Source organism: gamma proteobacterium symbiont of Axiagastus rosmarus, assembly GCF_059730925.1.
In genome coordinates this window covers 3,992,075-4,012,451 of record NZ_AP035925.1, presented here as the reverse complement: position 1 = coordinate 4,012,451, position 20,377 = coordinate 3,992,075, and the positions used below count along the sequence as shown (strand labels likewise).

Annotated in this window: 17 protein-coding genes and 1 riboswitch; of the genes, 8 read left to right on the top strand and 9 right to left on the bottom strand. The window is 60.0% G+C overall.

Annotated elements, in window-relative coordinates; translation table 11 throughout:
* Positions 1 to 27: 27 nt before the first annotated feature.
* Positions 28 to 774, bottom strand: a complete 747-nt coding sequence (gene fpr / locus AC6I8F_RS18870; protein ID WP_021507043.1) for a ferredoxin--NADP(+) reductase — start codon at positions 772 to 774, stop codon at positions 28 to 30.
* A gap of 291 nt (positions 775 to 1,065) precedes the next feature.
* Here fpr and emrD point away from each other — a divergent pair, with 291 nt between their 5' ends.
* Positions 1,066 to 2,259: a multidrug efflux MFS transporter EmrD gene (gene emrD, locus AC6I8F_RS18865; RefSeq protein WP_274526771.1), complete on the top strand. Its 1,194-nt coding sequence runs from the start codon at positions 1,066 to 1,068 to the stop codon at positions 2,257 to 2,259.
* Here the strand turns inward: emrD and glpX are convergent.
* The 3 genes from glpX to AC6I8F_RS18850 all read right to left on the bottom strand — a co-directional run bounded on the left by glpX (position 2,249) and on the right by AC6I8F_RS18850 (position 5,744).
* Positions 2,249 to 3,259 carry a class II fructose-bisphosphatase gene (gene glpX, locus AC6I8F_RS18860; protein ID WP_021507041.1) on the bottom strand — a complete coding sequence of 337 codons (1,011 nt, stop codon included), beginning with the start codon at positions 3,257 to 3,259 and terminating at the stop codon, positions 2,249 to 2,251. The two genes, emrD and glpX, sit on opposite strands and share 11 nt — an antisense overlap.
* 95 nt (positions 3,260 to 3,354) lie before the next feature.
* On the bottom strand, positions 3,355 to 4,866 hold the full coding sequence (gene glpK, locus AC6I8F_RS18855; RefSeq protein ID WP_021507040.1) for a glycerol kinase GlpK: 1,512 nt from the start codon (positions 4,864 to 4,866) through the stop codon (positions 3,355 to 3,357).
* A 29-nt stretch (positions 4,867 to 4,895) separates the two neighbouring features.
* Positions 4,896 to 5,744: an MIP/aquaporin family protein gene (locus AC6I8F_RS18850; RefSeq protein ID WP_021507039.1), complete on the bottom strand. Its 849-nt coding sequence runs from the start codon at positions 5,742 to 5,744 to the stop codon at positions 4,896 to 4,898.
* A 416-nt stretch (positions 5,745 to 6,160) separates the two neighbouring features.
* On the opposite strand from AC6I8F_RS18850, the gene zapB reads away from it, so the two are divergent.
* Positions 6,161 to 6,400: a cell division protein ZapB gene (gene zapB, locus AC6I8F_RS18845; RefSeq protein ID WP_021507038.1), complete on the top strand. Its 240-nt coding sequence runs from the start codon at positions 6,161 to 6,163 to the stop codon at positions 6,398 to 6,400.
* 51 nt (positions 6,401 to 6,451) lie between these two features.
* On the opposite strand, the gene rraA is transcribed toward zapB, so the two are convergent.
* The 5 genes from rraA to AC6I8F_RS18820 form a co-directional block, all read right to left on the bottom strand.
* Positions 6,452 to 6,937, bottom strand: coding sequence for a ribonuclease E activity regulator RraA (gene rraA / locus AC6I8F_RS18840; protein WP_021507037.1), 486 nt, complete (start codon positions 6,935 to 6,937; stop codon positions 6,452 to 6,454).
* A gap of 165 nt (positions 6,938 to 7,102) precedes the next feature.
* Positions 7,103 to 7,651, bottom strand: a complete 549-nt coding sequence (gene mtlR, locus AC6I8F_RS18835; protein ID WP_193717991.1) for a mannitol operon repressor MtlR — start codon at positions 7,649 to 7,651, stop codon at positions 7,103 to 7,105.
* Positions 7,652 to 7,711: 60 nt separating this feature from the next.
* Positions 7,712 to 8,860, bottom strand: coding sequence for a mannitol-1-phosphate 5-dehydrogenase (gene mtlD / locus AC6I8F_RS18830; RefSeq protein WP_021507035.1), 1,149 nt, complete (start codon positions 8,858 to 8,860; stop codon positions 7,712 to 7,714).
* Between the two features lie 94 nt (positions 8,861 to 8,954).
* A complete protein-coding gene (locus tag AC6I8F_RS18825; protein ID WP_058771034.1) occupies positions 8,955 to 10,889 on the bottom strand; it encodes a PTS mannitol transporter subunit IICBA in 1,935 nt (644 codons plus the stop codon).
* A gap of 433 nt (positions 10,890 to 11,322) precedes the next feature.
* Positions 11,323 to 12,039, bottom strand: a complete 717-nt coding sequence (locus AC6I8F_RS18820; protein WP_010616539.1) for a DUF3053 domain-containing protein — start codon at positions 12,037 to 12,039, stop codon at positions 11,323 to 11,325.
* 270 nt (positions 12,040 to 12,309) lie between these two features.
* A riboswitch (guanidine-I (ykkC/yxkD leader) is annotated at positions 12,310 to 12,404 on the top strand.
* A gap of 63 nt (positions 12,405 to 12,467) precedes the next feature.
* On the opposite strand from AC6I8F_RS18820, the gene AC6I8F_RS18815 reads away from it, so the two are divergent.
* The 6 genes from AC6I8F_RS18815 to uca all read left to right on the top strand — a co-directional run bounded on the left by AC6I8F_RS18815 (position 12,468) and on the right by uca (position 20,159).
* Complete coding sequence (locus AC6I8F_RS18815; protein WP_058758070.1) at positions 12,468 to 13,526, top strand: putative urea ABC transporter substrate-binding protein; 1,059 nt, start codon at positions 12,468 to 12,470, stop codon at positions 13,524 to 13,526.
* Between the two features lie 14 nt (positions 13,527 to 13,540).
* Positions 13,541 to 14,353, top strand: a complete 813-nt coding sequence (locus AC6I8F_RS18810; RefSeq protein ID WP_058771035.1) for an ABC transporter permease — start codon at positions 13,541 to 13,543, stop codon at positions 14,351 to 14,353.
* A gap of 10 nt (positions 14,354 to 14,363) precedes the next feature.
* Positions 14,364 to 15,125 (top strand): ABC transporter ATP-binding protein, encoded by a 762-nt coding sequence (locus tag AC6I8F_RS18805; protein ID WP_498028350.1) that lies wholly within the window; start codon positions 14,364 to 14,366, stop codon positions 15,123 to 15,125.
* An 11-nt stretch (positions 15,126 to 15,136) separates the two neighbouring features.
* Positions 15,137 to 15,844 (top strand): urea amidolyase associated protein UAAP1, encoded by a 708-nt coding sequence (locus AC6I8F_RS18800; protein WP_498028349.1) that lies wholly within the window; start codon positions 15,137 to 15,139, stop codon positions 15,842 to 15,844.
* On the top strand, positions 15,844 to 16,479 hold the full coding sequence (locus tag AC6I8F_RS18795; protein WP_021507029.1) for an urea amidolyase associated protein UAAP2: 636 nt from the start codon (positions 15,844 to 15,846) through the stop codon (positions 16,477 to 16,479). The genes AC6I8F_RS18800 and AC6I8F_RS18795 overlap by 1 nt, the downstream gene beginning before the upstream one ends.
* Positions 16,480 to 16,559: 80 nt before the next feature.
* Positions 16,560 to 20,159 carry an urea carboxylase gene (gene uca / locus AC6I8F_RS18790; protein WP_498028348.1) on the top strand — a complete coding sequence of 1,200 codons (3,600 nt, stop codon included), beginning with the start codon at positions 16,560 to 16,562 and terminating at the stop codon, positions 20,157 to 20,159.
* Positions 20,160 to 20,377 lie beyond the last annotated feature (218 nt).

Below are 20,377 nucleotides of genomic sequence, written 5' to 3'. Positions count from 1 at the left end.
AAATCTGACATTTTGCTGCCGGCACGATTACCAGTAATGCTCGCTGGTCATGTGACCGGGTTTACGTTTGAAATGCTTACGCATATCGCGGGTCTCTTTCAGCAATTGCTGGGTATCGCGCACCATCTGCGGGTTACCGCACAGCATCACGTGGCTGGTATCGGCGAGCATCGGCAGGCCCACGGCGTTTTCCAGTTCTCCGCTCTCGATCAGCTGCGGTACGCGGCCATGCAGTGAACCGGGCATCTGCTCGCGGCTGACCACCGTCTGAATGTGCAGCTTGCCCTGATAACGCTGCTGTAGCTGCTGCATCAGCGGCAGAAAACTCAGGTCGGCGGCATAGCGCGCAGCGTGTACCAGCACAATGTTGTCGAAGCGTTCCAGCCCTTCGCCCTGTTGCAAAATCGACAGATACGGGCCGATCGCCGTGCCGGTCGCCAGCATCCACAGCGTCTGGCAGTCGGGGATCTCATCCAGCACAAAGAAACCGGCCGCCTCTTTGGTCACCATCACCTGATCGCCGGGCTGCAGCGCCTGCAAACGCGGGCTGAGCTTCCCTTCCGGCACTGTTACCAGATAGAACTCCAGCAGCGGATCCTGCGGCGCGTTAACGTAGGAGTAGGCGCGCTGCACGCGCTCGCCGTCGACTTCCAGCGCCAGCTTGGCAAACTGGCCGGCGGTAAAAGGGTCGATGGGCGCCGTGACGCGCAGGCTGAACAGTGCATCGGTCCAGTTTTTCACTTCTTTTACTTCTGCATTGACCCACTCTGCCATGTCCGCTCCTGATGATTGATAATTGGTCTCTTTCTATCTTCGTCAGCCCGGCACCAGATTTCCAGCCCCGCAGCCGGTAAAGGGCTCTCTGCGACAAATCGTCCGCACACATCAGCAACTGTAGCGGCCACGTTACAGCCTGGTACAGAAGCTTGACGGTGCCTGAGCTATCGCTTTACGCACGCCTCTCGCTTTGTGCGCAATTCCTGATATTTTTGCCGCCATAACTCTCCGGCAGCCCTGTTTAGTGCTGTCATTACTTTGTTTCTCAGGCAGACATTTTGTTCCATGATGATGAGTAATACGCAAAACCGCTTCCTGCTGTTCATGCTGATCGTGCTGGTGGCGGTCGGGCAGATGGCGCAGACCATCTATGTGCCCGCGATGGCGAATATGGCAGAGGCGCTTAACGTACGCAGCGGCGCTATGCAGCAGGTGATGGCGGCCTATCTGATGACCTACGGCGGATCGCAGCTGATCTACGGGCCGCTGTCGGACAGCATTGGCCGGCGTCCGGTGATCCTCGCGGGCATGACGATCTTTGCGGCGGGCGCGCTGATCGCCCTGTTTGCGCCGTCGCTGAGTGTGCTGGTACTGGGCAGTGCGGTGCAGGGACTGGGTACCGGCGTGGCTGGCGTGATGGCGCGCACCATGCCGCGCGATCTTTACTCCGGCATTGCGCTGCGCCAGGCCAACAGCCTGCTTAACATGGGCATTCTGGTCAGCCCGCTGCTGGCGCCGGTAATCGGCGCGCTGCTGACCCATCTGTTTGGCTGGCACGCCTGCTTTGCTTTCCTGCTGCTGCTGTGTGTTGGCGTAACGGCGGCGATGGCCCGCTGGCTCCCGGAGACCCGTCCGGTGGATGCGCCCGCGACACCGTTTCTGCGCCGCTACATCACGCTGCTCAGCGACGGCAACTTTGTGCGTTATCTGCTACTGCTGATCGGCGCGCTGGCGGGCATTGCGGTATTTGAGGCCAGCTGTGGCGTACTGATGGCGGGCGTGCTGGGCCTGGACGGGCTGACGGTGAGTATTTTGTTTATCCTGCCGATTCCGGCGGCGTTTTTTGGTGCCTGGTTTGCCGGCCGCGAGCAGAAATCCTGGCATACGCTGATGTGGTATGGCGTGAACAGCTGCCTGCTGGCGGGACTGCTGATGTGGCTGCCGGCGTGGTTTGGCGTGATGAATATCTGGACGCTGCTGGTACCGGCCGCGCTGTTCTTCTTCGGCGCGGGCATGCTGTTTCCGCTGGCAACTTCTGGCGCGATGGAGCCCTACGCGTGGCTGGCCGGCAGTGCCGGTGCGCTGATTGGGGGGCTGCAGAATCTGGGTTCCGGCGTGGTGGCGTGGCTCTCAGCGCTGCTGCCGCAGCACGATCAGTCGAGCCTCGGCATGCTGATGTTTGTGACGTCGCTGGTGATGCTGCTGTGCTGGTGGCCGCTCTCGCGTCATCCGGAGAGCGGCAAACAGACGGTTACAGGATAAAAGGGTGCAGCGCCGCGTCTTTGCGGTCCAGATAGTGGATCGACTGAATGCGGCGAATGGTGCGCGATTTACCGCGCACCAGCAGCGTTTCGCTGGTGGCGATATTGCCCTGGCGCGTGATGCCCTTTAGCAGATCGCCCGTGGTGATGCCGGTCGCCGCGAAAATCACGTTATCGTTACGCGCCATCTGTTGCAGCGTCAGCACTTCCCCGGCGTTGATACCCATTTCGGCACAGCGCGCCAGCTCCTGCTCACCCAGACGGCGGTTTTCGGCCGAATCTCCTTTGACCTGATGACGAGCCAGCAGGCGCGCCTGCATGTCGCCATCCATGGCGCGGATCACCGCCGCCGACACCACGCCTTCTGGCGCACCGCCGATGCCATACAGCACGTCCACTTCGCTGTCCGGCATACAGGTAAGAATCGAGGCCGCCACGTCGCCGTCCGGGAAAGCAAACACGCGCACGCCCAGCTGCTGCAGCTGCGCGATGACCGCATCGTGACGCGGTTTGGCGAGAATCGACACCGTCAGCTGGCTGAGCGGTTTATTGAGCGCCTGCGCAATCGCCTGCAGATTGGTGGCGAGCGGCAGGTTGAGATCGATAGCGCCGCGCGCGCCCGGACCGACAATCAGCTTTTCCATATACATATCAGGTGCGTGCAGGAAGCTGCCTTTATCGCCCACCGCCAGCACCGCCAGCGCGTTGGCCTGGCCCATCGCAGTCATACGCGTGCCTTCGATAGGATCAACTGCAATGTCCACCGCATCGCCGTGGCCGGTACCGACTTTTTCACCAATGTAGAGCATCGGTGCTTCGTCTATTTCGCCTTCGCCAATCACGATCTGGCCGTCGATATTGATGGTGTTGAGCATAATGCGCATGGCGTTGACAGCGGCGCCGTCGGCGGCATTCTTGTCGCCGCGTCCTAACCAGTGATAGCCCGCTAACGCAGCGGCTTCGGTCACACGGGAAAATTCAATCGCGAGTTCTCGTTTCATGGTCTGCACCTGACAAAAAACAGGCGGGCAGTGTAGCACAGCGGGGCAGGGGGACGGGAAAAACCCGCGGCAGGGCGCCGCGGGTCAGCACAGTGTTACTCTTCTTCTTCCCACGCCTGGGCGCGCGCCACGGCTTTTTTCCAGCCGGCATAGCGCACGTTGCGTTCGGTGGTTTCAATGCTTGGACGGAACTCGCGTTCCACCACAGCTTTAGCACGAACTTCTTCCAGATCGTTCCAGAAGCCGACCGCCAGACCGGCGAGGTAAGCCGCACCCAGCGCAGTCACTTCGCGCACTTCCGGACGCTCCACGCGCGTGCCGAGAATATCGGACTGGAACTGCATCAGGAAGTTGTTGGCCACCGCACCGCCATCCACGCGCAGCGACTGCAGGCGGGTATCGGCATCGTTCTGCATCGCTTCCAGCACATCACGCGTCTGGTAAGCGATGGACTCCAGCGTGGCGCGAATGATGTGGTTGGCATTGGCACCACGGGTCAGGCCGAAGATTGCGCCGCGCGCATACGGGTCCCAGTACGGTGCGCCGAGACCGGTAAAGGCCGGCACCATGTACACGCCATTGGTGTCTTTGACTTTCATCGCGAAGTATTCGGAGTCGCCCGCATCGCTGATCAGCTTCATCTCATCGCGCAGCCACTGAATGGACGCACCACCGATGAACACGGCACCTTCCAGCGCGTAGTTCACCTCGCCGCGTGGACCGCAGGCGATGGTGGTCAGCAGACCGTGAGTAGAAGTAACCGCTTCGGTACCGGTGTTCATCAGCATAAAGCAGCCGGTGCCGTAGGTGTTTTTCGCCATACCAGGCTGCACACACAGCTGACCATACAGCGCAGCCTGCTGGTCACCGGCGATACCGGCGATAGGAATACGCGTGCCGCCCTTACCACCAATGTTGGTCTGGCCGTAGATTTCGGACGATCCTTTCACTTCCGGCAGCATTTCACGCGGAATATCCAGAATCTCCAGCATGCGCGCATCCCACTCCAGCTTGTGGATGTTGTACATCATGGTACGCGATGCGTTGGTGTGATCGGTGATATGCACGCGGCCCTGGGTCATTTTCCACACCAGCCAGGTGTCGACGGTACCGAACAGCAGTTCGCCGCGTTTCGCCCGCTCGCGTGCGCCTTCCACGTGGTCGAGAATCCATTTCACCTTGGTGCCGGAGAAGTACGGGTTAATCACCAGACCGGTGGTGTGCTGGATGTACTCTTCCAGACCCTCTTTCTTCAGCTTGTTACAGTAGTCGGCGGTACGCGGATCCTGCCAGACGATGGCGTTGTAAATCGGTTTGCCGGTCTCTTTGTCCCAGACAATCGCGGTTTCACGCTGGTTGGTGATACCGATGGCGGCGATCTGGTCAGAACGGATATCAGCGTGCGCCAGCACTTCCACCAGCGTGGAGCTCTGTGAGGCCCAGATGTCCATCGGATCGTGTTCAACCCAGCCGGCTTTCGGGTAGATCTGGGTGAATTCGCGCTGTGAGACGGCGACGATGTTGGCGTCATGATCGAGCACCACGGCACGTGAGCTGGTTGTGCCCTGATCGAGCGCGACAATATATTTTTTATCAGTCGTAGTCATTATGGTTTCCTGATGATTAACGATGAAACTTACGCTTTACGCTGCTCAGCGCGCGCGACCGGTTTTTCTGTTTTACTGGTTTCTGCAAGGTTGCCCGGCAGGTGACGGCCAATCAGCGCACGGTAACCGAAGGCTCCGAGGCAGGCACCGACCAGCGGGCCAAAAATTGGCACCAGGAAGTAAGGAATATCTTTACCACCGGTGAACGCCACGTTACCCCAGCCCGCGAAGAAGGCGAACAGCTTCGGACCGAAGTCACGCGCCGGGTTCAGGGCGAAGCCGGTCAGCGGACCCATGGAACCGCCAATCACCGCCACCAGCAGACCAATCAGCAGCGGCGCCAGCGGGCCACGCGGTACGCCGTTGCCATCGTCGGTCAGCGCCATGATCACCGCCATCAGCACGGCAGTAATCACCATTTCTACCAGGAACGCCTGCGCCACGGTGATGTGCGGGTTCGGATAGGTGGAGAAGATACCGGCCAGATCGAGGCTTTGCACGCTGCCGCGTACCATCTGGTGGCTGGCTTCGTAATCAAAGAACAGATTGTAGTAAAGACCGTAGACCAGCGCCGCCGCACAGAACGCGCCAGCGATTTGCGACACAATATAAGGTAAAACTTTGCGGCCTTCGAAGTTGGCGAACAGGCACAGGGCAACCGTGACTGCCGGATTGAGGTGAGCGCCGGATACGCCTGCGCTCAGATAAACCGCCATGGAGACAGCAAGACCCCAGATGATACAAATTTCCCACTGGCCGAATGCGGCACCGGCCAGCTTCAGCGCCGCCACACAGCCGGCACCAAAAAAGATGATCAAACCGGTACCGAGAAACTCGGCGATGCACTGACCTTTGAGTGTGTTCGTTGTCTGACTCATAATGGAATTCCTGAAGCGAGGTTAAATTTTATCAGTTTTTGTTCTCAATCCTTGAGTCGCCCAGCTCTAATGTAGGGTTGATGTGAATTTATCGTTAACGAGCATAAACGAGAAATAGCGAAATCGAATTTTGTGTGCCGTGTCATAAAAATGCGCGTTTTCGCGTCTTTTGCCTGTGTTTAGGGCCAAAAACCCCCGCTGCGCTGCACCCCGCGCGTGTGACCGCGCGCAAAATGCGCGAAGTTGCGCGTTTTCCAGGTATAAACTGAAAAGTGTTACAGACTTCCCTCGCAGGCCTTGTGCTGCTGGACTTGCCGGGTGTGGCTACATACAATCGGGACATCGTGGCTGGACGCACTATTTTAAGGCACGCCCGGTCTATCAACGCCTTGCACGATTTAGGAGAGGTCAGAAAGATGTCATTTGAAGTATTCGAGAAACTGGAAGCGAAAGTACAGCAGGCGATTGATACCATCACCCTGCTGCAGATGGAAATTGAAGAGCTGAAAGAGCAGAACAATAACCTGAAAAATGAAATGAGCCAGGCATCCGGCAATCACGAAGCGCTGGCGCGTGAAAATCAGCACCTGAAAGAAGAGCAGCATGTATGGCAGGAGCGCCTGCGTGCACTGCTGGGAAAAATGGAAGAAGTTTAAGCCTCAGCGCTTAAACCAACGGGTGCCGCGGCACCCGTTTTTGTTTGTCGCTTACTCGATGTCGAGCGCGTCTTCAGACAGGATCATACCGGTGTTGTCGGCGTAGAGATGATCGCCGGAGAAGAAGGTGACGCCGCCGAAGTTAACCCGCACGTCGCTCTCGCCGATGCCTTCGCCTGCGGCGCCAGCCGGAATGGCTGCAATCGCCTGAATGCCGATCTCCAGCTCTTCCAGCTCATCGACCTGGCGAACCGAGCCGTACACCACGATGCCTTCCCACTCGTTTTGCGCCGCCAGTCTTGCTAACTGTGCGTCAACCAGCGCGCGCCGCACTGAGCCGCCACCATCGACCAGCAGCACGCGACCGCGACCGTTCTCTTCGAGCAGGTCATACAGCAGGCCGTTGTCTTCGAAACATTTCACTGTGGTAATTTGACCACCGAATGAGGTGCGCCCACCAAAGTTCGAAAAAAGCGGTTCAACAACGTTCACTTCTTCATGGTAGATGTCGCAGAGTTCAGATGTATCGTATTTCATAGGGATGTCGTCTGTTTGCCACAGGAGGGGTAAGTATATCGCTATCTGACGATTGTTGGCAAAATCATCAACCGCCAAAAAAAGCGCTGCATCAATATCCTGCGTAATATTTTGTCTGCGGCGGAGAGAACAGCGGCGCGTGGCGACAGCGCCGCAGGGGAAGCGTTACACGGCGGGCTTCTTGAAGGCCTGTTTGTGCGAGATACGGGAAATCAGCTCGGTCAGCGACAGCACCATGGTGGAGCGCACCATCTGCAGGTAGCGCTGCTGCTGCATGGCGCGCAGCGCGGCGTCGTCGCGGGTGAAATCGGGTTGCGGCGGCCAGGCCAGCACGCAGTGCAGTTCGCCGAACGGGCCGAGTATTTCATCGTCGGTAAAGCGGTAGTCGCTGGTGTCGTGATTCAGCTCCTCACGCAGCGCCAGCAGCAGCTCGCAGTCTTCGTATTCGTGGCGATTGATCACCCCCAGGCCGTAGATGAGCTTCAGGCGTACCGAGAGCTCGCCCAGCGGGCCGTCGCCCAGCAGCAGCGGTTCCACCGCATATTTCACCGCGTAGTCGTCTTTGCGAAAGACCTGCAGCACCAGCAGATTGACTGCTTCCGCCAGCAGTTCGACAGCGGCGATCAGGAAGCTTCTCACCGAACGACCGGCGTTCAGCCGCTCAAGCACCCGGTTTTCAAAAGCCTGCTTCTCTTCCATTATTGCCTGCATCATTCAGCTACCGTCGACGGGCACGCGGCTGCCGTGCCCGAATTGACCACTAAAGGGCGCGCATTATGCCATAGCGTGGTAAGCGCTCACCACTGAGCTCACCACTTCGCTATTGGCATCAAGGCCAGAAATCTCCGCCAGCGCCGCCTGTGGGCCTTTCTGCGCGATCAGTGACGCCAGCTCCTGCGCCTGCGGATCGGCTTCGCTGCGATAGTGCATCGCGGCGGCAATGCCCTGCACCAGGCTGGCGTGCGGCAGCTGATACTCCAGCGTGCCCAGCGTCGGCTTGATCAGGCGATCGCCGGCGCTCAGCTTGCGCAGCGGCTGACGACCCACGCGCTCGACGTCATCTTTCAGGTACGGGTTTTCGAAACGCGTGAGGATTTTCTGGATATACGCGGCATGTTTCTCTGCATCGAAACCATAACGCTTGATCAGCACCGCGCCGCTCTCCTGCATCGCGCCCTGCACCACGGCACGCACTTTCTGGTCGAGAATGGCTTCGCGAATGGTGGCGTGACCGGCGAGCTGGCCGAGATAAGCGGTAATGGCGTGGCCGGTGTTGAGGGTAAACAGCTTGCGCTCGACGAACGCCATCAGGTTATCGGTCAGCTCCATGCCAGGAATGTCCGGCAGCGCGCCTTTAAACTGGGTTTTGTCGACGATCCACTCGCTGAAGGTTTCTACGGTAACTTCCAGCGGATCGGTGCTGCCGGCTTCAGATGGCGGCACGATGCGGTCAACTGCCGAATCAACAAAGCCAACATGTTCTTCAACCCACGCATGATACTGCTGCGGCAGCGCCTTCAGTACGTGCTGCTTCAGCTGGCTGGTGCCGCGCACCATGTTTTCACAGGCGATGATATTCAGCGGACGGACATTACCGTTGTCACTGCGTTTGGCCAGACCCTGCGCCACGCTGCCCGCGATGCGCTCAAGGATCTGCGGACCAACCGCCGTGGTAACGATATCAACCTCAGCGATCAGCGTGACGATGTCGTCGCTGGTGCTGTTCACCGCGCTGACGCCGGTAACGATTTCAACCTGCGCCTGCTCGCCCACCACGTGAACCGGATACTCATGACGGGCGTTAAGGGCATCAAGCACCACCTGATTCACATCAGCAAACACCAGTTCGATACCGGCATCCGCCAGCAGCTTACCGATAAATCCACGGCCGATGTTACCTGCTCCAAAATGTAACGCTTTCATAAATTTGACCCATATCAAATGACGAAGGGGCGGGCATGTCCGCCCCGGAAAGTGGGGACGGGCTTGCCCGCCCCAGGGAAGTTAAAACCGCGAATTACGCGTTGGCAGTGCTGCCAGACAGCAGATCCAGCACATCCTGCACGCTGGTGGTGTTCGCCAGCTTCTCAATTACGCTGTCGTCGTCGAGCGCATTGGTCAGGCTGGTGATCACCTGAATGTGTTCGTTATTGCGTGCGGCAATACCAATCACCAGTCGCGCAACTTCGTCCGGCTCATCGCCAAACTGCACGCCGGCCGGATACTGGCAGAATACCACGCCGGTTTTCAGCACGCGGTCTTTGGCTTCGACGGTGCCGTGCGGCACAGCGATGGATTCACCGAGGTAGGTTGGCGTCAGCTGCTCGCGCGCCAGCATCGCTTCAACGTATTCCGGCTGCACGTAGCCGCCTTTCACCAACTGCTCGCCGGCGAAGCGAATCGCCTGCTCTTTATTGCTGGCGCTCAGGCCGAGGAATACGTTATCAGCGCCCAGTTTAAACAAGTGCGCGCTGCCGTCGTCATAGCTGTCTGCCAGCGCGGTCTGCACCGTTTCACGGTGGGCTTCGCTGCGGTTCGCCGCCACCAGACGCTCGGTAAGGTTGGTGTACAGCGCGCTGTCGAGGAAGTTGTTCAGCGAGATGTGCTGCGCCTGTGGCGCCTGACGCATCGCACGTTCGGTCAGATCGCGGTGAGTAATCACCAGATCAACATCGCCCGGCAGCGAGTTAATCGCGCTGTTGGTCACAGAGATATTGCTCAGGCCCGCATCCTGCACCTTCTTGCGCAGCACGCCTGCGCCCATCGCGCTGGAGCCCATACCGGCATCACAGGCGACGATGATTTTGCGCACGTGGCTGACGTCAACGCTGCTGGCATCGGCTACCACCGGTGAACCGGCAACGGCCTGGCCTTTTGACTGCGCTTTCATGTCTTTCATGCGCTGGGTCGCCGCTTCGATGTCGTCTTCTTCTTTTACTTTGCTGGTTTTCAGCAGAATCGAGGAGACCACGAAGGAGACGGCGAAAGCCGCAACGATAGCCGCGATATTAGCGAAGTAAGCGCCTTTTGGCGTCATCGCCAGTACGGCCAGAATCGAACCTGGTGAGGCCGGTGATACCAGACCGCCGTTCAGCAGCGTCAGGGTGAACACGCCGGTCATACCGCCGAGGATTACTGCCAGCAGCAGGCGCGGCGCCATCAGCACGTACGGGAAGTAGATTTCGTGGATACCGCCAAGGAAGTGGATGATCGCTGCGCCGCCCGCAGACTGCTTGGCGCTGCCGCGGCCGAAGATCATATAAGCAACCAGCACGCCCATACCCGGACCCGGGTTCGCTTCAATCAGGAAGAAGATCGATTTGCCCGCTTCGCTGGCCTGCTGGATACCCAGCGGCGAGAAGATACCGTGGTTGATGGCGTTATTGAGGAACAGGATTTTCGCCGGTTCAACAAAGATTGAGGTCAGCGGCAGCAGGTTGTTCTGCACCATCAGGTTTACGCCGGCGGCGAGAATGTGCGACAGACCTTCTACCAGCGGACCGATAGCGAGGAAGGCCAGCAGCGCCAGCAGCATACCGATAATACCGGCCGAGAAGTTGTTAACCAGCATCTCGAAGCCGCTTTTGATTTTGCCGTCAACCGCGCGGTCAAACGACTTGATCGCCCAGCCGCCCAGCGGACCGGCAATCATCGAGCCAAGGAACATCGGCATATCGGCACCGACGATCACGCCCATGGTGGTGATGGCACCGACCACGCCGCCGCGATCGCCACCCACCAGACGACCACCGGTGAAGCCGATGAGCAACGGCAGCAGGTAGGTAATCATCGGGCCGACCAGTTTGGCCAGCGTTTCGTTAGGAATCCATCCGGTTGGAATGAACAGTGCTGTGATGATACCCCAGGCGATAAACGCACCGATGTTTGGCATCACCATATTACTTAGAAAGCGACCAAAGCTCTGAACCTTGACCTTGACTGATGAGGACATAAACCCACCCCTTATTGAGACGCGCTGCAATAAGAGAGCGCGTTTGTTTTTGTTAAGACGTTACGGCGGGGGCCGTGGCATTACTGTATGCACGCGGACTCTAGCACTAGTTGATTACACTGCGTAGCGTCAGGAAAAAGTGTGATACATATCACGCTAAGTTGGGGTGGGCAGGGGGATTAAAGGTGACTTTGATCACAAAAATACCCTGTAAGAAAGCAACGCCGGCGAAAAAATGCGCGCAACAGCGGTAGAAATGTGACAAAAATCACCTTTCACCTGGGCCGATTTGTTTCACAAATGTGATTGAGATCACAAACTATTTTTGGTTGAAAATGCGCCAGATCACACTCTGTGCTGACAGAAAAAGTCGATGTAAGGAAGTGACGAAAATCTGAAAAAGCGGGCAGGGGAGAACTGCCCGCTGAGCGGCTTACTGCAAACCACCCTGTACGGCATTTTGTGCCTGGGTCAGCGCCTGCGTGTTGCTGGCGAGATTGCTCATCAGCGTGTTGTATTGCGTGGCCTGCTCCTGGGTCGGGAACTGAACGCCGCCGTCATTGAAGCTGACGCGTGCGCCCTGCGACTGCAGATAATCGCCGGCCTGAACTGCCGACTGGCTCAGCGCCTGCAGCTGCGGCAGCAGCGGGATCAGCGTGCTGGCTGGCTGCGTCACCACTTTGGCGTACACGCTGTCGTACACTTTCTTCAAATCGTCCGGCTGCTTCAGCGTGGCTTTGCTGCTGTCGGCCTGCATTTTGGCGCTCTGAATCTGCTGCGTCAGCACGCTCAGATTGCCGCTCGCCTGGCGCAGGCTGTCGCGGCGCGTCAGATAATCCTGCGGCACGCGAATGGCCGCCAGCTCATCAACCACCGGGCGCATGCCCTGATCCACCGCCTGATTCACCTGCTGCGAGAAGCCATACAGGATGGCGTAATCACTGGCGTAGTTACCGAAGGTTTGCTTCTGGTTTTCGCTCAGGCTGGGCAGATGTTCACCGCTGCGCATCACGGTGTTTTGCAGAAAATCAGTAAAGGCTTTGCGCTGATCGCCCTCTTTATCGCCGCAGGCGGTAAGCTGCAGCACAAGTAGCACGCCGGTCAGCAGCATGCCGCTACGCATCCAGATGCGGGAAATTCCTGACGCCATAATTCAACTCCTGTTGTGACGATGGCTAAATTCGATTCGCTGGGAAAGGTCCTAAAGAATAGTGCAATGGCACCGGCTGTACAACGGCTGGTCTGCAGTGCTTCACGCTGGTGCGTGCCTGCTGCACAATTGTGCAGCGCAGCCTGCCTGCAAGCGCAGCGCTGTGCAATAACGCATGTAATTCAGGCTGATAGCAACCTGGCATTGATATTGCCTGCTTTCTGGCAGATGCAGGAGCGATCGCGGGCAACCGACGTCGCCACACAATTTGCAATGGGTCACTAGGGTTCCGATCGCGAGATGCTGGTCCGAGAGTGACCGACCGTCCTCTGACGGTTACACGGCGGGAAAAAAGCCCGGGAGGAAAGCGAGAACGTTGCTCGCCGCCTCCTGCCTGATTTTCGTCCGTTAACGCCAGAGGAATCATCATGATTAAAGCCTGTCTGCGCCTGCTGCTGATTTGCAGCGTCGCCCTGTTCAGCGTTCCGTCGCTGGCCGCCGCTAAACCTTCCTTTAAGCTTTGCTGGTCCATCTACGCTGGCTGGATGCCGTGGGATTACGCCCAGCAAAGCGGCATTGTGAAAAAGTGGGCCGATAAGTACGGCATCGATATTCAGTTTGTGCAGGTTAATGACTATATCGAGTCGGTCAATCAGTACACCGCAGGTGGCTTTGACGGCTGCACCATGACCAACATGGATGCGCTGACCATTCCGGCCACTGGCGGCGTCGACAGCACCGCGCTGATTGTCGGCGACTACTCCAACGGCAACGACGGCATTCTGCTTAAAGGCGCGGACAGCGTCAGCGCGCTGAAAGGCAAACCCATCAACCTCGTCGAACTCTCGGTCTCACACTATCTGCTGGCGCGCGCGCTGGAGAAATCCGGCATGAGCGAGAAAGACGTCAGGGTGGTTAACACCGCCGATGCCGATCTGGTGGCGGCGTTTGGCACTGCTGACGTTAACGCCATCGTCACGTGGAATCCGCTGCTGGCGGAAGCAGAGAAGCAGCCGGACAGCCATCTGGTGTTCTCCTCAGCGCAGATCCCGGGCGAAATCCTCGACCTGCTGGTGGTCAACACCGCCACGCTCAACAAATATCCTCAGCTCGGCAAAGCGCTGACCGGCGCCTGGTACGAGACGCTGCACAGCATGGCCGGACAGAGCGACAGTGCCAAAGCGGCGCGCACGCAGATGGCGCAGGCATCCGGTACCGATCTGGCCGGTTTTGATCAGCAGCTTGCCGCGACACACCTGTTCAGCGATGCCAAAACCACGCTGGATTTTGTCGACAGCCCGCAGCTGAAAGCCACGATGCAGCTGGTGGCCGAATTCTCCTTTAAACACGGCCTGCTGGGCGAAGGCGCGCCGGGGGCCGATGCGGTAGGGGTCGCTACCCCGGCCGGTAACTGGGGCGATGCCGGCAACATCAAACTGCGCTTTACCGACACCTTCACCAAACTGGCCGCTGCCGGTCAGCTGTAAGCGAGGCGCTGCCGATGCGTAAATTGATCAACTACCAACCGCTGCCGCTCGGCCGCCTGCTGCTTGGCATTCTGCCGCTGCTGGCGGTGCTGCTGGTCTATCTGTTCGCGTCGGATGCGCGCCTCAGCCTGAACGCGGCAGACAAGCTGCTGCCGGGATTCAACGCCATGGGCGAGGCCATCAGCCGGATGGCGTTTCAGCCCAGCCCGCGCACCGGCGAATATCTGCTGTGGAGCGATACCGCCGCCAGCCTGCTGCGTTTGCTGAGTGGTGTCGCTATCAGCGCGCTGCTGGCGCTGGCAATTGGCCTGTTCACCGGCGCGCTACCGGTGGTGCGCGCGGTGCTGGCGCCGCTGGTGACGCTGTTTGCGCTGGTGCCGCCGCTGGCGATTCTGCCCATTCTCTTTATCTGCTTTGGCCTTGGCGAAGTCTCCAAAGTGGTGCTGATCGTTATCGGCATCACGCCGCTGATCGCCCGCGATCTGCAACTGCAGGTGCAGAAAATCCCGCAGGAGCAGCTGGTCAAAGCGCAGACGCTGGGTGCGCATAGCGCACAGATTCTGTGGCGGGTGATTCTGCCGCAGCTGATGCCGCGCCTGTGCGATGCGGTGCGGCTGTCGCTCTGTTCGGCGTGGCTGTTCCTGATTGCTGCCGAAGCGATTGCGGCCACGGAAGGCCTCGGTTACCGCATCTTCCTGATGCGCCGCTATCTGGCCATGGATGTGATTCTGCCGTACGTGGCGTGGATTACCCTGCTGGCCTTTGCCCTCGACCTGCTGCTGCGGCTCGTCAGCCGACGCTGCTGGCCGTGGTATCACGCCAAATAAGGAGCGTGCGATGCCCTTACTGCAACTGAAAAATCTGGAAAAACACTACGGCGATCAGGTGGTGCTGGAGCGGCTGAATATGCAGGTCGAGCGCGGCGAGTTCGTGGCGATTGTCGGCGCCTCAGGCTGCGGCAAAACCACGTTTCTGAATATGCTGCTCGGCACCGAAGTGCCGACCAAAGGCGAGCTGCTGCTGGATGGCGCACCGATTCCCGACGAGCCGGATGCCCATCGCGGCGTGGTGTTTCAGCGCTACTCGGTGTTTCCGCATCTGACGGTGCTGGGCAACGTAATGCTGGCTGACGAGTTCAGCAGCGCACGCTGGCTGGGACGCGTCTGGGGACGCAAACGTCAGGCGATTCGCCAGCGCGCGCAGGCAATGCTGGCGCAGGTCGGACTGGAACAGGCGCAGAGCAAATATCCGCATCAGCTGTCGGGCGGCATGCAGCAGCGTCTGGCCCTGGCGCAGGCGCTGATGAAACAGCCGCGCATTCTGCTGCTGGATGAACCTTTTGGCGCGCTCGATCCCGGTATTCGCAGCGAGATGCATCAGCTGATCACACAGCTGTGGCAGCAGCATCAGCTGACCATTTTCATGATCACCCACGATCTGAAAGAGGGCTTCAGCCTCGCGTCACGCCTGCTGGTGTTCGACAAACTGCGCCACGATCCGCACGCGCCGCAAGCCTGGGGCGCCACTATCACTTACGACCTGCCGCTGGATCGCACTCAGCCCGCCGCTGAAGTGCTGTCCGCAACGCAGGTGGCTTAAAGGAGAGCACGATGCAGCCATACCAAACCCTGCTGCCCGCCGGGGCGCACTGGTCTTTTGTCATGCGCAGCGGCAGCGCGCTGACGCTGACCGATGTGCAGGGCGGCGCCAGCGCCAGCCTGCTGTTTTATAACCCGGAAAACCTGCTCGAGCGCTATAACGCGCCGGATACGCTCAAGTGCCAGCACACTTTCCGGCTCACTGCCGGCCACTGTCTCTACTCGGACATGGGGCGCATTTTCTGCGGCATTGAACACGACAGTTTCGGCTGGCACGAGAGCGTGTGCGGCACGCTGAACGCGGCACAAACGACCGCGCGCTATGGGGTCAGCGACTATCAGCAGGCGCGCAACCTGCGCCATCAAAACGGCTACGACAGCTTCCTGGTCGAGCTGGCGAAATATGGACTTGGCCAGCGCGACATGGCGGCCTGCCTCAATCTGTTTGCGCAGGTACGCGCCGATGACAGCGGCCGCTTAACGCTGGAGCGGCAGGGCGAAGCCGGCGCGCAGGTTCGGCTGCGTTTCGCCATGGACACGCTGGTGCTGCTGCACACCTGTCCGCACCCGCTCAGCCCGGCAAGCGATTATCCGCGTCAGCCGCTGCAGCTGACGCTGGATGCGCAGCGCGCGCCGCTGCCGGAAATCTGTCTGCAGCGCGCGGAAAACCAGCGCGGCCTGCGCAATAACGCCCTCTATCAACTGCAGGGAGAAGTGTGATGATCAAAGAGAGTGAACGAAACCCGGCGCAGGCGCGTCTGCAGCAGCAGATCGACGCCGGTGATTACTGGCTGCAGCGCATTGCCGCCGGAGAAACGCTGCGCATTACCGATCTGGAAGGCAATCAGGCGGCGGATACGCTGTTTTTCAACGCCGACGATACCGCCGAGCGCTACAGCATGAGCGAGACGCTGCGCGGCCAGCACAACGTGTTTCTCACGGCCGGCAGCGTGCTGCGTTCTAATCTTGATCGGCCGATGCTGACCATCACCGCCGATACCTGTGGCCGTCACGATACGCTCGGCGGCGCCTGCTCGTGCGAGAGTAATACGGTGCGTTATGACCTCGAAAAGCGTCACATGCACTCCTGCCGCGACAGCTGGATGCTGGCGGTCGCCGCGCATCCGGAGTCTGGCCTGACGCGCCGCGATATCACGCACAACATTAACTTCTTTATGAATGTGCCGGTGACCCACGACGGCGGCCTGACGTTTGCCGATGGCATCTCCGCGCCGGGTAAGTATGTTGAGATGGTGGCGCAGATGAACATTCTGGTGCTGATCTCCAACTGTCCGCAGCTCAACAATCCCTGTAACGGTTACAACCCGACGCCGATTGCCGTCAGCGTGTGGTGATTCTCTGACGCAACGGGACGACCCGTTTTACGCCGTCACAGCTGGTGCAGGACGACCTGCCGCAATAAGAGTATTCAGTCATGATTGATCGCGTATTGATTGCCAACCGTGGCGCGATTGCCGTGCGTATCATCCGTACCCTGCAGGCCATGAATATCCGGGCGATTGCCGTCTATGCCGAAGCCGACCGCCATGCGCGCCACGTGCGGCTGGCCGATGAAGCCTGGTCGCTGGGCGAGGGCCAGGTGCGCGACACCTATCTCAACCAGGACAAACTGCTGGCGATTGCCGCGCAGAGCGGCGCACAGGCGCTGCATCCGGGCTATGGCTTTCTCAGTGAAAAACCGGAGTTCGTCACGCGCTGCGAAGCGGCGGGCCTGCATTTTCTCGGGCCGGATGCGGCGCAGATGCGGGCGTTTGGCCTGAAACATCGCGCGCGCGAACTGGCTGAGCAGAACGCGGTGCCACTGCTGCCGGGCAGCGGCCTGCTGACCTCCCTGCAGCAGGCACAGGCCGCCGCGCAACAGATTGGCTATCCGGTGATGCTGAAAAGCACCGCCGGCGGGGGCGGCATTGGGATGCAGCGCTGCAACAGCGCGGACGAGCTGGAGGAAGCCTTTACCCGCGTGAAGCGGCTGGCAGGTAACAACTTCGCCGACGATGGCGTCTTCTTAGAGAAATTTATCGCCCGGGCGCGGCATATCGAAGTACAGATTTTTGGCGATGGCCAGGGCGACGTGATTGCGCTGGGCGAACGCGACTGCTCGGCGCAGCGCCGTAATCAGAAGGTGCTGGAGGAAACACCCGCGCCGCGGCTCAGCGATGTGGTGCGCGCGCAGTTGCAGGCCACCGCCGTACGGCTGGCGCGCGCGGTTAACTATCGCAGCGCCGGCACGGTGGAGTATGTCTACGATGAGGTCAGCCAGCAATTCTGGTTCCTCGAAGTGAATACCCGCCTGCAGGTCGAGCATGGCGTCACTGAACTGGTATACGGCGTGGATCTGGTGCGCTGGATGGTCGAACTGGCGCAGCAGCGCCTGCCGCCGCTGGCGACGCTGCAACCGGTGGCGCAGGGCCATGCTATTCAGGTACGGCTGTACGCTGAGGATCCGGCGAAGCAGTTTCAGCCGAGCGCCGGACTGCTCAGCCACGTGCAGTTCCCGACGGCGCTCGATCACGCCACGCTGCGCATCGACAGCAGCGTAGAGAGCGGCATGGAGGTTTCACCGTTTTACGATCCGATGCTGGCGAAGATCCTCGTGCACGCGGCCGATCGCCAGCGCGCGCTCGACGGCATGATCGCGGCGCTGGCGCAGAGTGAGCTGTATGGCATCGAGACCAACCTGCGCTGGCTGCGTCAGCTCTGTACGCTGCCGGACGTGCAGCAGGGGCGCATCATTACCGCCACGCTCGGCAGCGTGGCGTGGCAGCCGCCGACGCTGGATATCCTCAGCGGCGGTACCCTCACCACGGTGCAGGATGCGCCGGGCCGCGTCGGCTACTGGCACGTCGGCGTACCGCCTTCCGGGCCGTTCGACAGCCGCGCCTTCCAGCTCGGCAATCGCCTGCTGGGTAATGAGGCCCAGGCGGCCGGGCTGGAAATCACGTTGCGCGGCCCGACGCTGCGCTTTAATCAGGCATGCAGCTTTGTACTGAGCGGCGCGCCGCTGGCGGCCACCCTCGACAGCCAGCCGCTGGCGATGCATCAGGTGCTGCATGCGCAGGCCGGGCAAACCCTGACGCTGGGCGACGTGCGCGACGGCTGCCGCAGCTATCTGCTGCTGGCGGGCGGGCTGGATACGCCGCGCTATCTGGGCAGCCGCAGTACCTTTACGCTGGGTAAGTTTGGCGGTCACGCCGGGCGGGCGCTGCGCGCCGGCGACGTGCTGCAGCTGGCCGCGCCGCGTCAGGCTGCGGCGGCGCGCCTGCCTGAGACACTGCTGCCGCCGCTTAACGGTGAATGGCAGCTGCGCGTTATTTATGGTCCGCACGGCGCGCCCGCCTTTTTTACCGATGACGATATAAGCGAATTTTTCGCTGCCGAGTGGCAGGTGCACTACAACTCCAGCCGCACCGGGATTCGGCTGATCGGCCCGAAACCTGACTGGGCGCGCAGCGACGGCGGCGAGGCGGGCATGCATCCGTCCAATATTCACGACAACGCCTATGCCTTTGGCACGGTGGATTTTACCGGTGATATGCCGGTGATCCTTGGTCCGGACGGCCCTTCGCTGGGCGGCTTTGTCTGTCCGGCGACGGTGATCGACGCCGATCTGTGGAAGCTGGGTCAGCTGAAAGCGGGCGATCGACTGCGCTTTGTGCCGATCGCCCTTGCTGATGCCGATCGTCTGGCGCAGGCGCAGCGTCACGAGATCGCGCATCTGCAACCGGAAGCGGTGTGCGTGGCGCCAGCACTGCCGCTGATCGATCCGATTTTGCACCAGCATGCAGCAACCGCCGGGCGGCCTGCACTGTGCGTGCGCGCCGCGGGAGACCGTTTTCTGCTGGTGGAGTATGGCGCGCTGACGCTGGACATTGCGCTGCGTTTCCGCGTTCACGCTCTCATGCAGTGGCTGGAGGCGCATCCGCTGGCGGGTCAGCTGGAGCTGACGCCCGGCATCCGCTCGTTACAGGTGCATTATGATGCGCAGCAGTGCGCAAGAAGTGAGCTGTTGGCGCAAATTTTGCACGCTGATAATCTGCTGGGCGACCTCGCCGACGCGGCTGTGCCATCGCGCACTGTGTGGCTGCCGCTCAGCTGGGATGATGCCGCCTGCCGTGAAGCCGTGACACGCTATAGCCAGTCGGTGCGTCCGAATGCGCCCTGGTGCCCGAGCAACATTGAGTTTATCCGGCGCATCAACGGGCTCGAAAGCGTGGAGGCGGTGAAACAGATTGTGTTCAGCGCCTCGTATCTGGTGATGGGGCTGGGCGATGTCTATCTCGGCGCACCGGTGGCGACGCCACTCGATCCGCGACACCGCCTGGTGACCACCAAATACAATCCGGCGCGCACCTGGACAGCGGAAAACTCGGTGGGCATCGGCGGCGCGTATCTGTGTGTTTATGGCATGGAAGGGCCGGGCGGCTATCAGTTCGTCGGACGTACGCTGCAGATGTGGAATCGCGATCGCCGCACCAGCGCCTTTACCCAGCCGTGGCTGCTGCGTTTCTTCGACCAAATCCGTTTTTATCCGGTCAGTGCCGACGAACTGCTGCAAATCCGCGAACGTTTCCCGTGGGGCGATTATCCGCTGCGCGTGGAAGCCGGTGAGTTCCGGCTCGCCGAGTATCAGGCGCTGCTGACTGCCCAGGCGACGGAGATCGACGCGTTCCAGCAGCAGCGTCAGCAGGCGTTTGACGCCGAGCTGGCACGCTGGCGCGCCGATGGCCAGTTCACCTTCGACAGCCAGCTGCAGGCGCAGAGCAGCGAGGAAGTGGTGGTGCCGGCGGGCTGCCACAGCGTCGAGAGCCAGGTGGCGGGCAGCGTGTGGCAATGGCTGGTGGCGGAAGGCAGTGATGTGACCGCGGGTGCCACGGTAGGCATTCTCGAATCCATGAAGATGGAAATCCCGATCGTGGCGCCGGTCAGTGGCAAAATCCACAGCCTGCAACGTCAGGCCGGGCAGCAAGTGCAGGCGGGTCAGTTACTTATGGTGATCGATCCGTTTGCAGTATAAGAAAGAAGAAAAAATAATCAGGAAACAGGCAGCAAAGCCGGGGATCTGACCCATACTTAGAGACCCGGTTCAATGTTGCATTGCCCTGACATCTTTTCGCAGTGTGCAACAGGCTGTGTCCCGTAACGGTTTCATTAAAACACTATTTTCGCCCTGATAAGGAAAAACTGTTTCGGGATACAGCCTGATAAGGCCGGTTTCAGCGCCTGGTGGCGCTT

Excerpts from the sequence above, each read along its gene's own strand:
- fpr (WP_021507043.1), bottom strand. The coding sequence starts at position 774 with ATGGCAGAGTGGGTCAATGCAGAAGTAAAAGAAGTGAAAAACTGGACC.
- emrD (WP_274526771.1), top strand. The coding sequence starts at position 1,066 with ATGATGAGTAATACGCAAAACCGCTTCCTGCTGTTCATGCTGATCGTG.
- glpX (WP_021507041.1), bottom strand. The coding sequence starts at position 3,259 with ATGAAACGAGAACTCGCGATTGAATTTTCCCGTGTGACCGAAGCCGCT.
- glpK (WP_021507040.1), bottom strand. The coding sequence starts at position 4,866 with ATGACTACGACTGATAAAAAATATATTGTCGCGCTCGATCAGGGCACA.
- AC6I8F_RS18850 (WP_021507039.1), bottom strand. The coding sequence starts at position 5,744 with ATGAGTCAGACAACGAACACACTCAAAGGTCAGTGCATCGCCGAGTTT.
- zapB (WP_021507038.1), top strand. The coding sequence starts at position 6,161 with ATGTCATTTGAAGTATTCGAGAAACTGGAAGCGAAAGTACAGCAGGCG.
- rraA (WP_021507037.1), bottom strand. The coding sequence starts at position 6,937 with ATGAAATACGATACATCTGAACTCTGCGACATCTACCATGAAGAAGTG.
- mtlR (WP_193717991.1), bottom strand. The coding sequence starts at position 7,651 with ATGATGCAGGCAATAATGGAAGAGAAGCAGGCTTTTGAAAACCGGGTG.
- mtlD (WP_021507035.1), bottom strand. The coding sequence starts at position 8,860 with ATGAAAGCGTTACATTTTGGAGCAGGTAACATCGGCCGTGGATTTATC.
- AC6I8F_RS18825 (WP_058771034.1), bottom strand. The coding sequence starts at position 10,889 with ATGTCCTCATCAGTCAAGGTCAAGGTTCAGAGCTTTGGTCGCTTTCTA.
- AC6I8F_RS18820 (WP_010616539.1), bottom strand. The coding sequence starts at position 12,039 with ATGGCGTCAGGAATTTCCCGCATCTGGATGCGTAGCGGCATGCTGCTG.
- AC6I8F_RS18815 (WP_058758070.1), top strand. The coding sequence starts at position 12,468 with ATGATTAAAGCCTGTCTGCGCCTGCTGCTGATTTGCAGCGTCGCCCTG.
- AC6I8F_RS18810 (WP_058771035.1), top strand. The coding sequence starts at position 13,541 with ATGCGTAAATTGATCAACTACCAACCGCTGCCGCTCGGCCGCCTGCTG.
- AC6I8F_RS18805 (WP_498028350.1), top strand. The coding sequence starts at position 14,364 with ATGCCCTTACTGCAACTGAAAAATCTGGAAAAACACTACGGCGATCAG.
- AC6I8F_RS18800 (WP_498028349.1), top strand. The coding sequence starts at position 15,137 with ATGCAGCCATACCAAACCCTGCTGCCCGCCGGGGCGCACTGGTCTTTT.
- AC6I8F_RS18795 (WP_021507029.1), top strand. The coding sequence starts at position 15,844 with ATGATCAAAGAGAGTGAACGAAACCCGGCGCAGGCGCGTCTGCAGCAG.
- uca (WP_498028348.1), top strand. The coding sequence starts at position 16,560 with ATGATTGATCGCGTATTGATTGCCAACCGTGGCGCGATTGCCGTGCGT.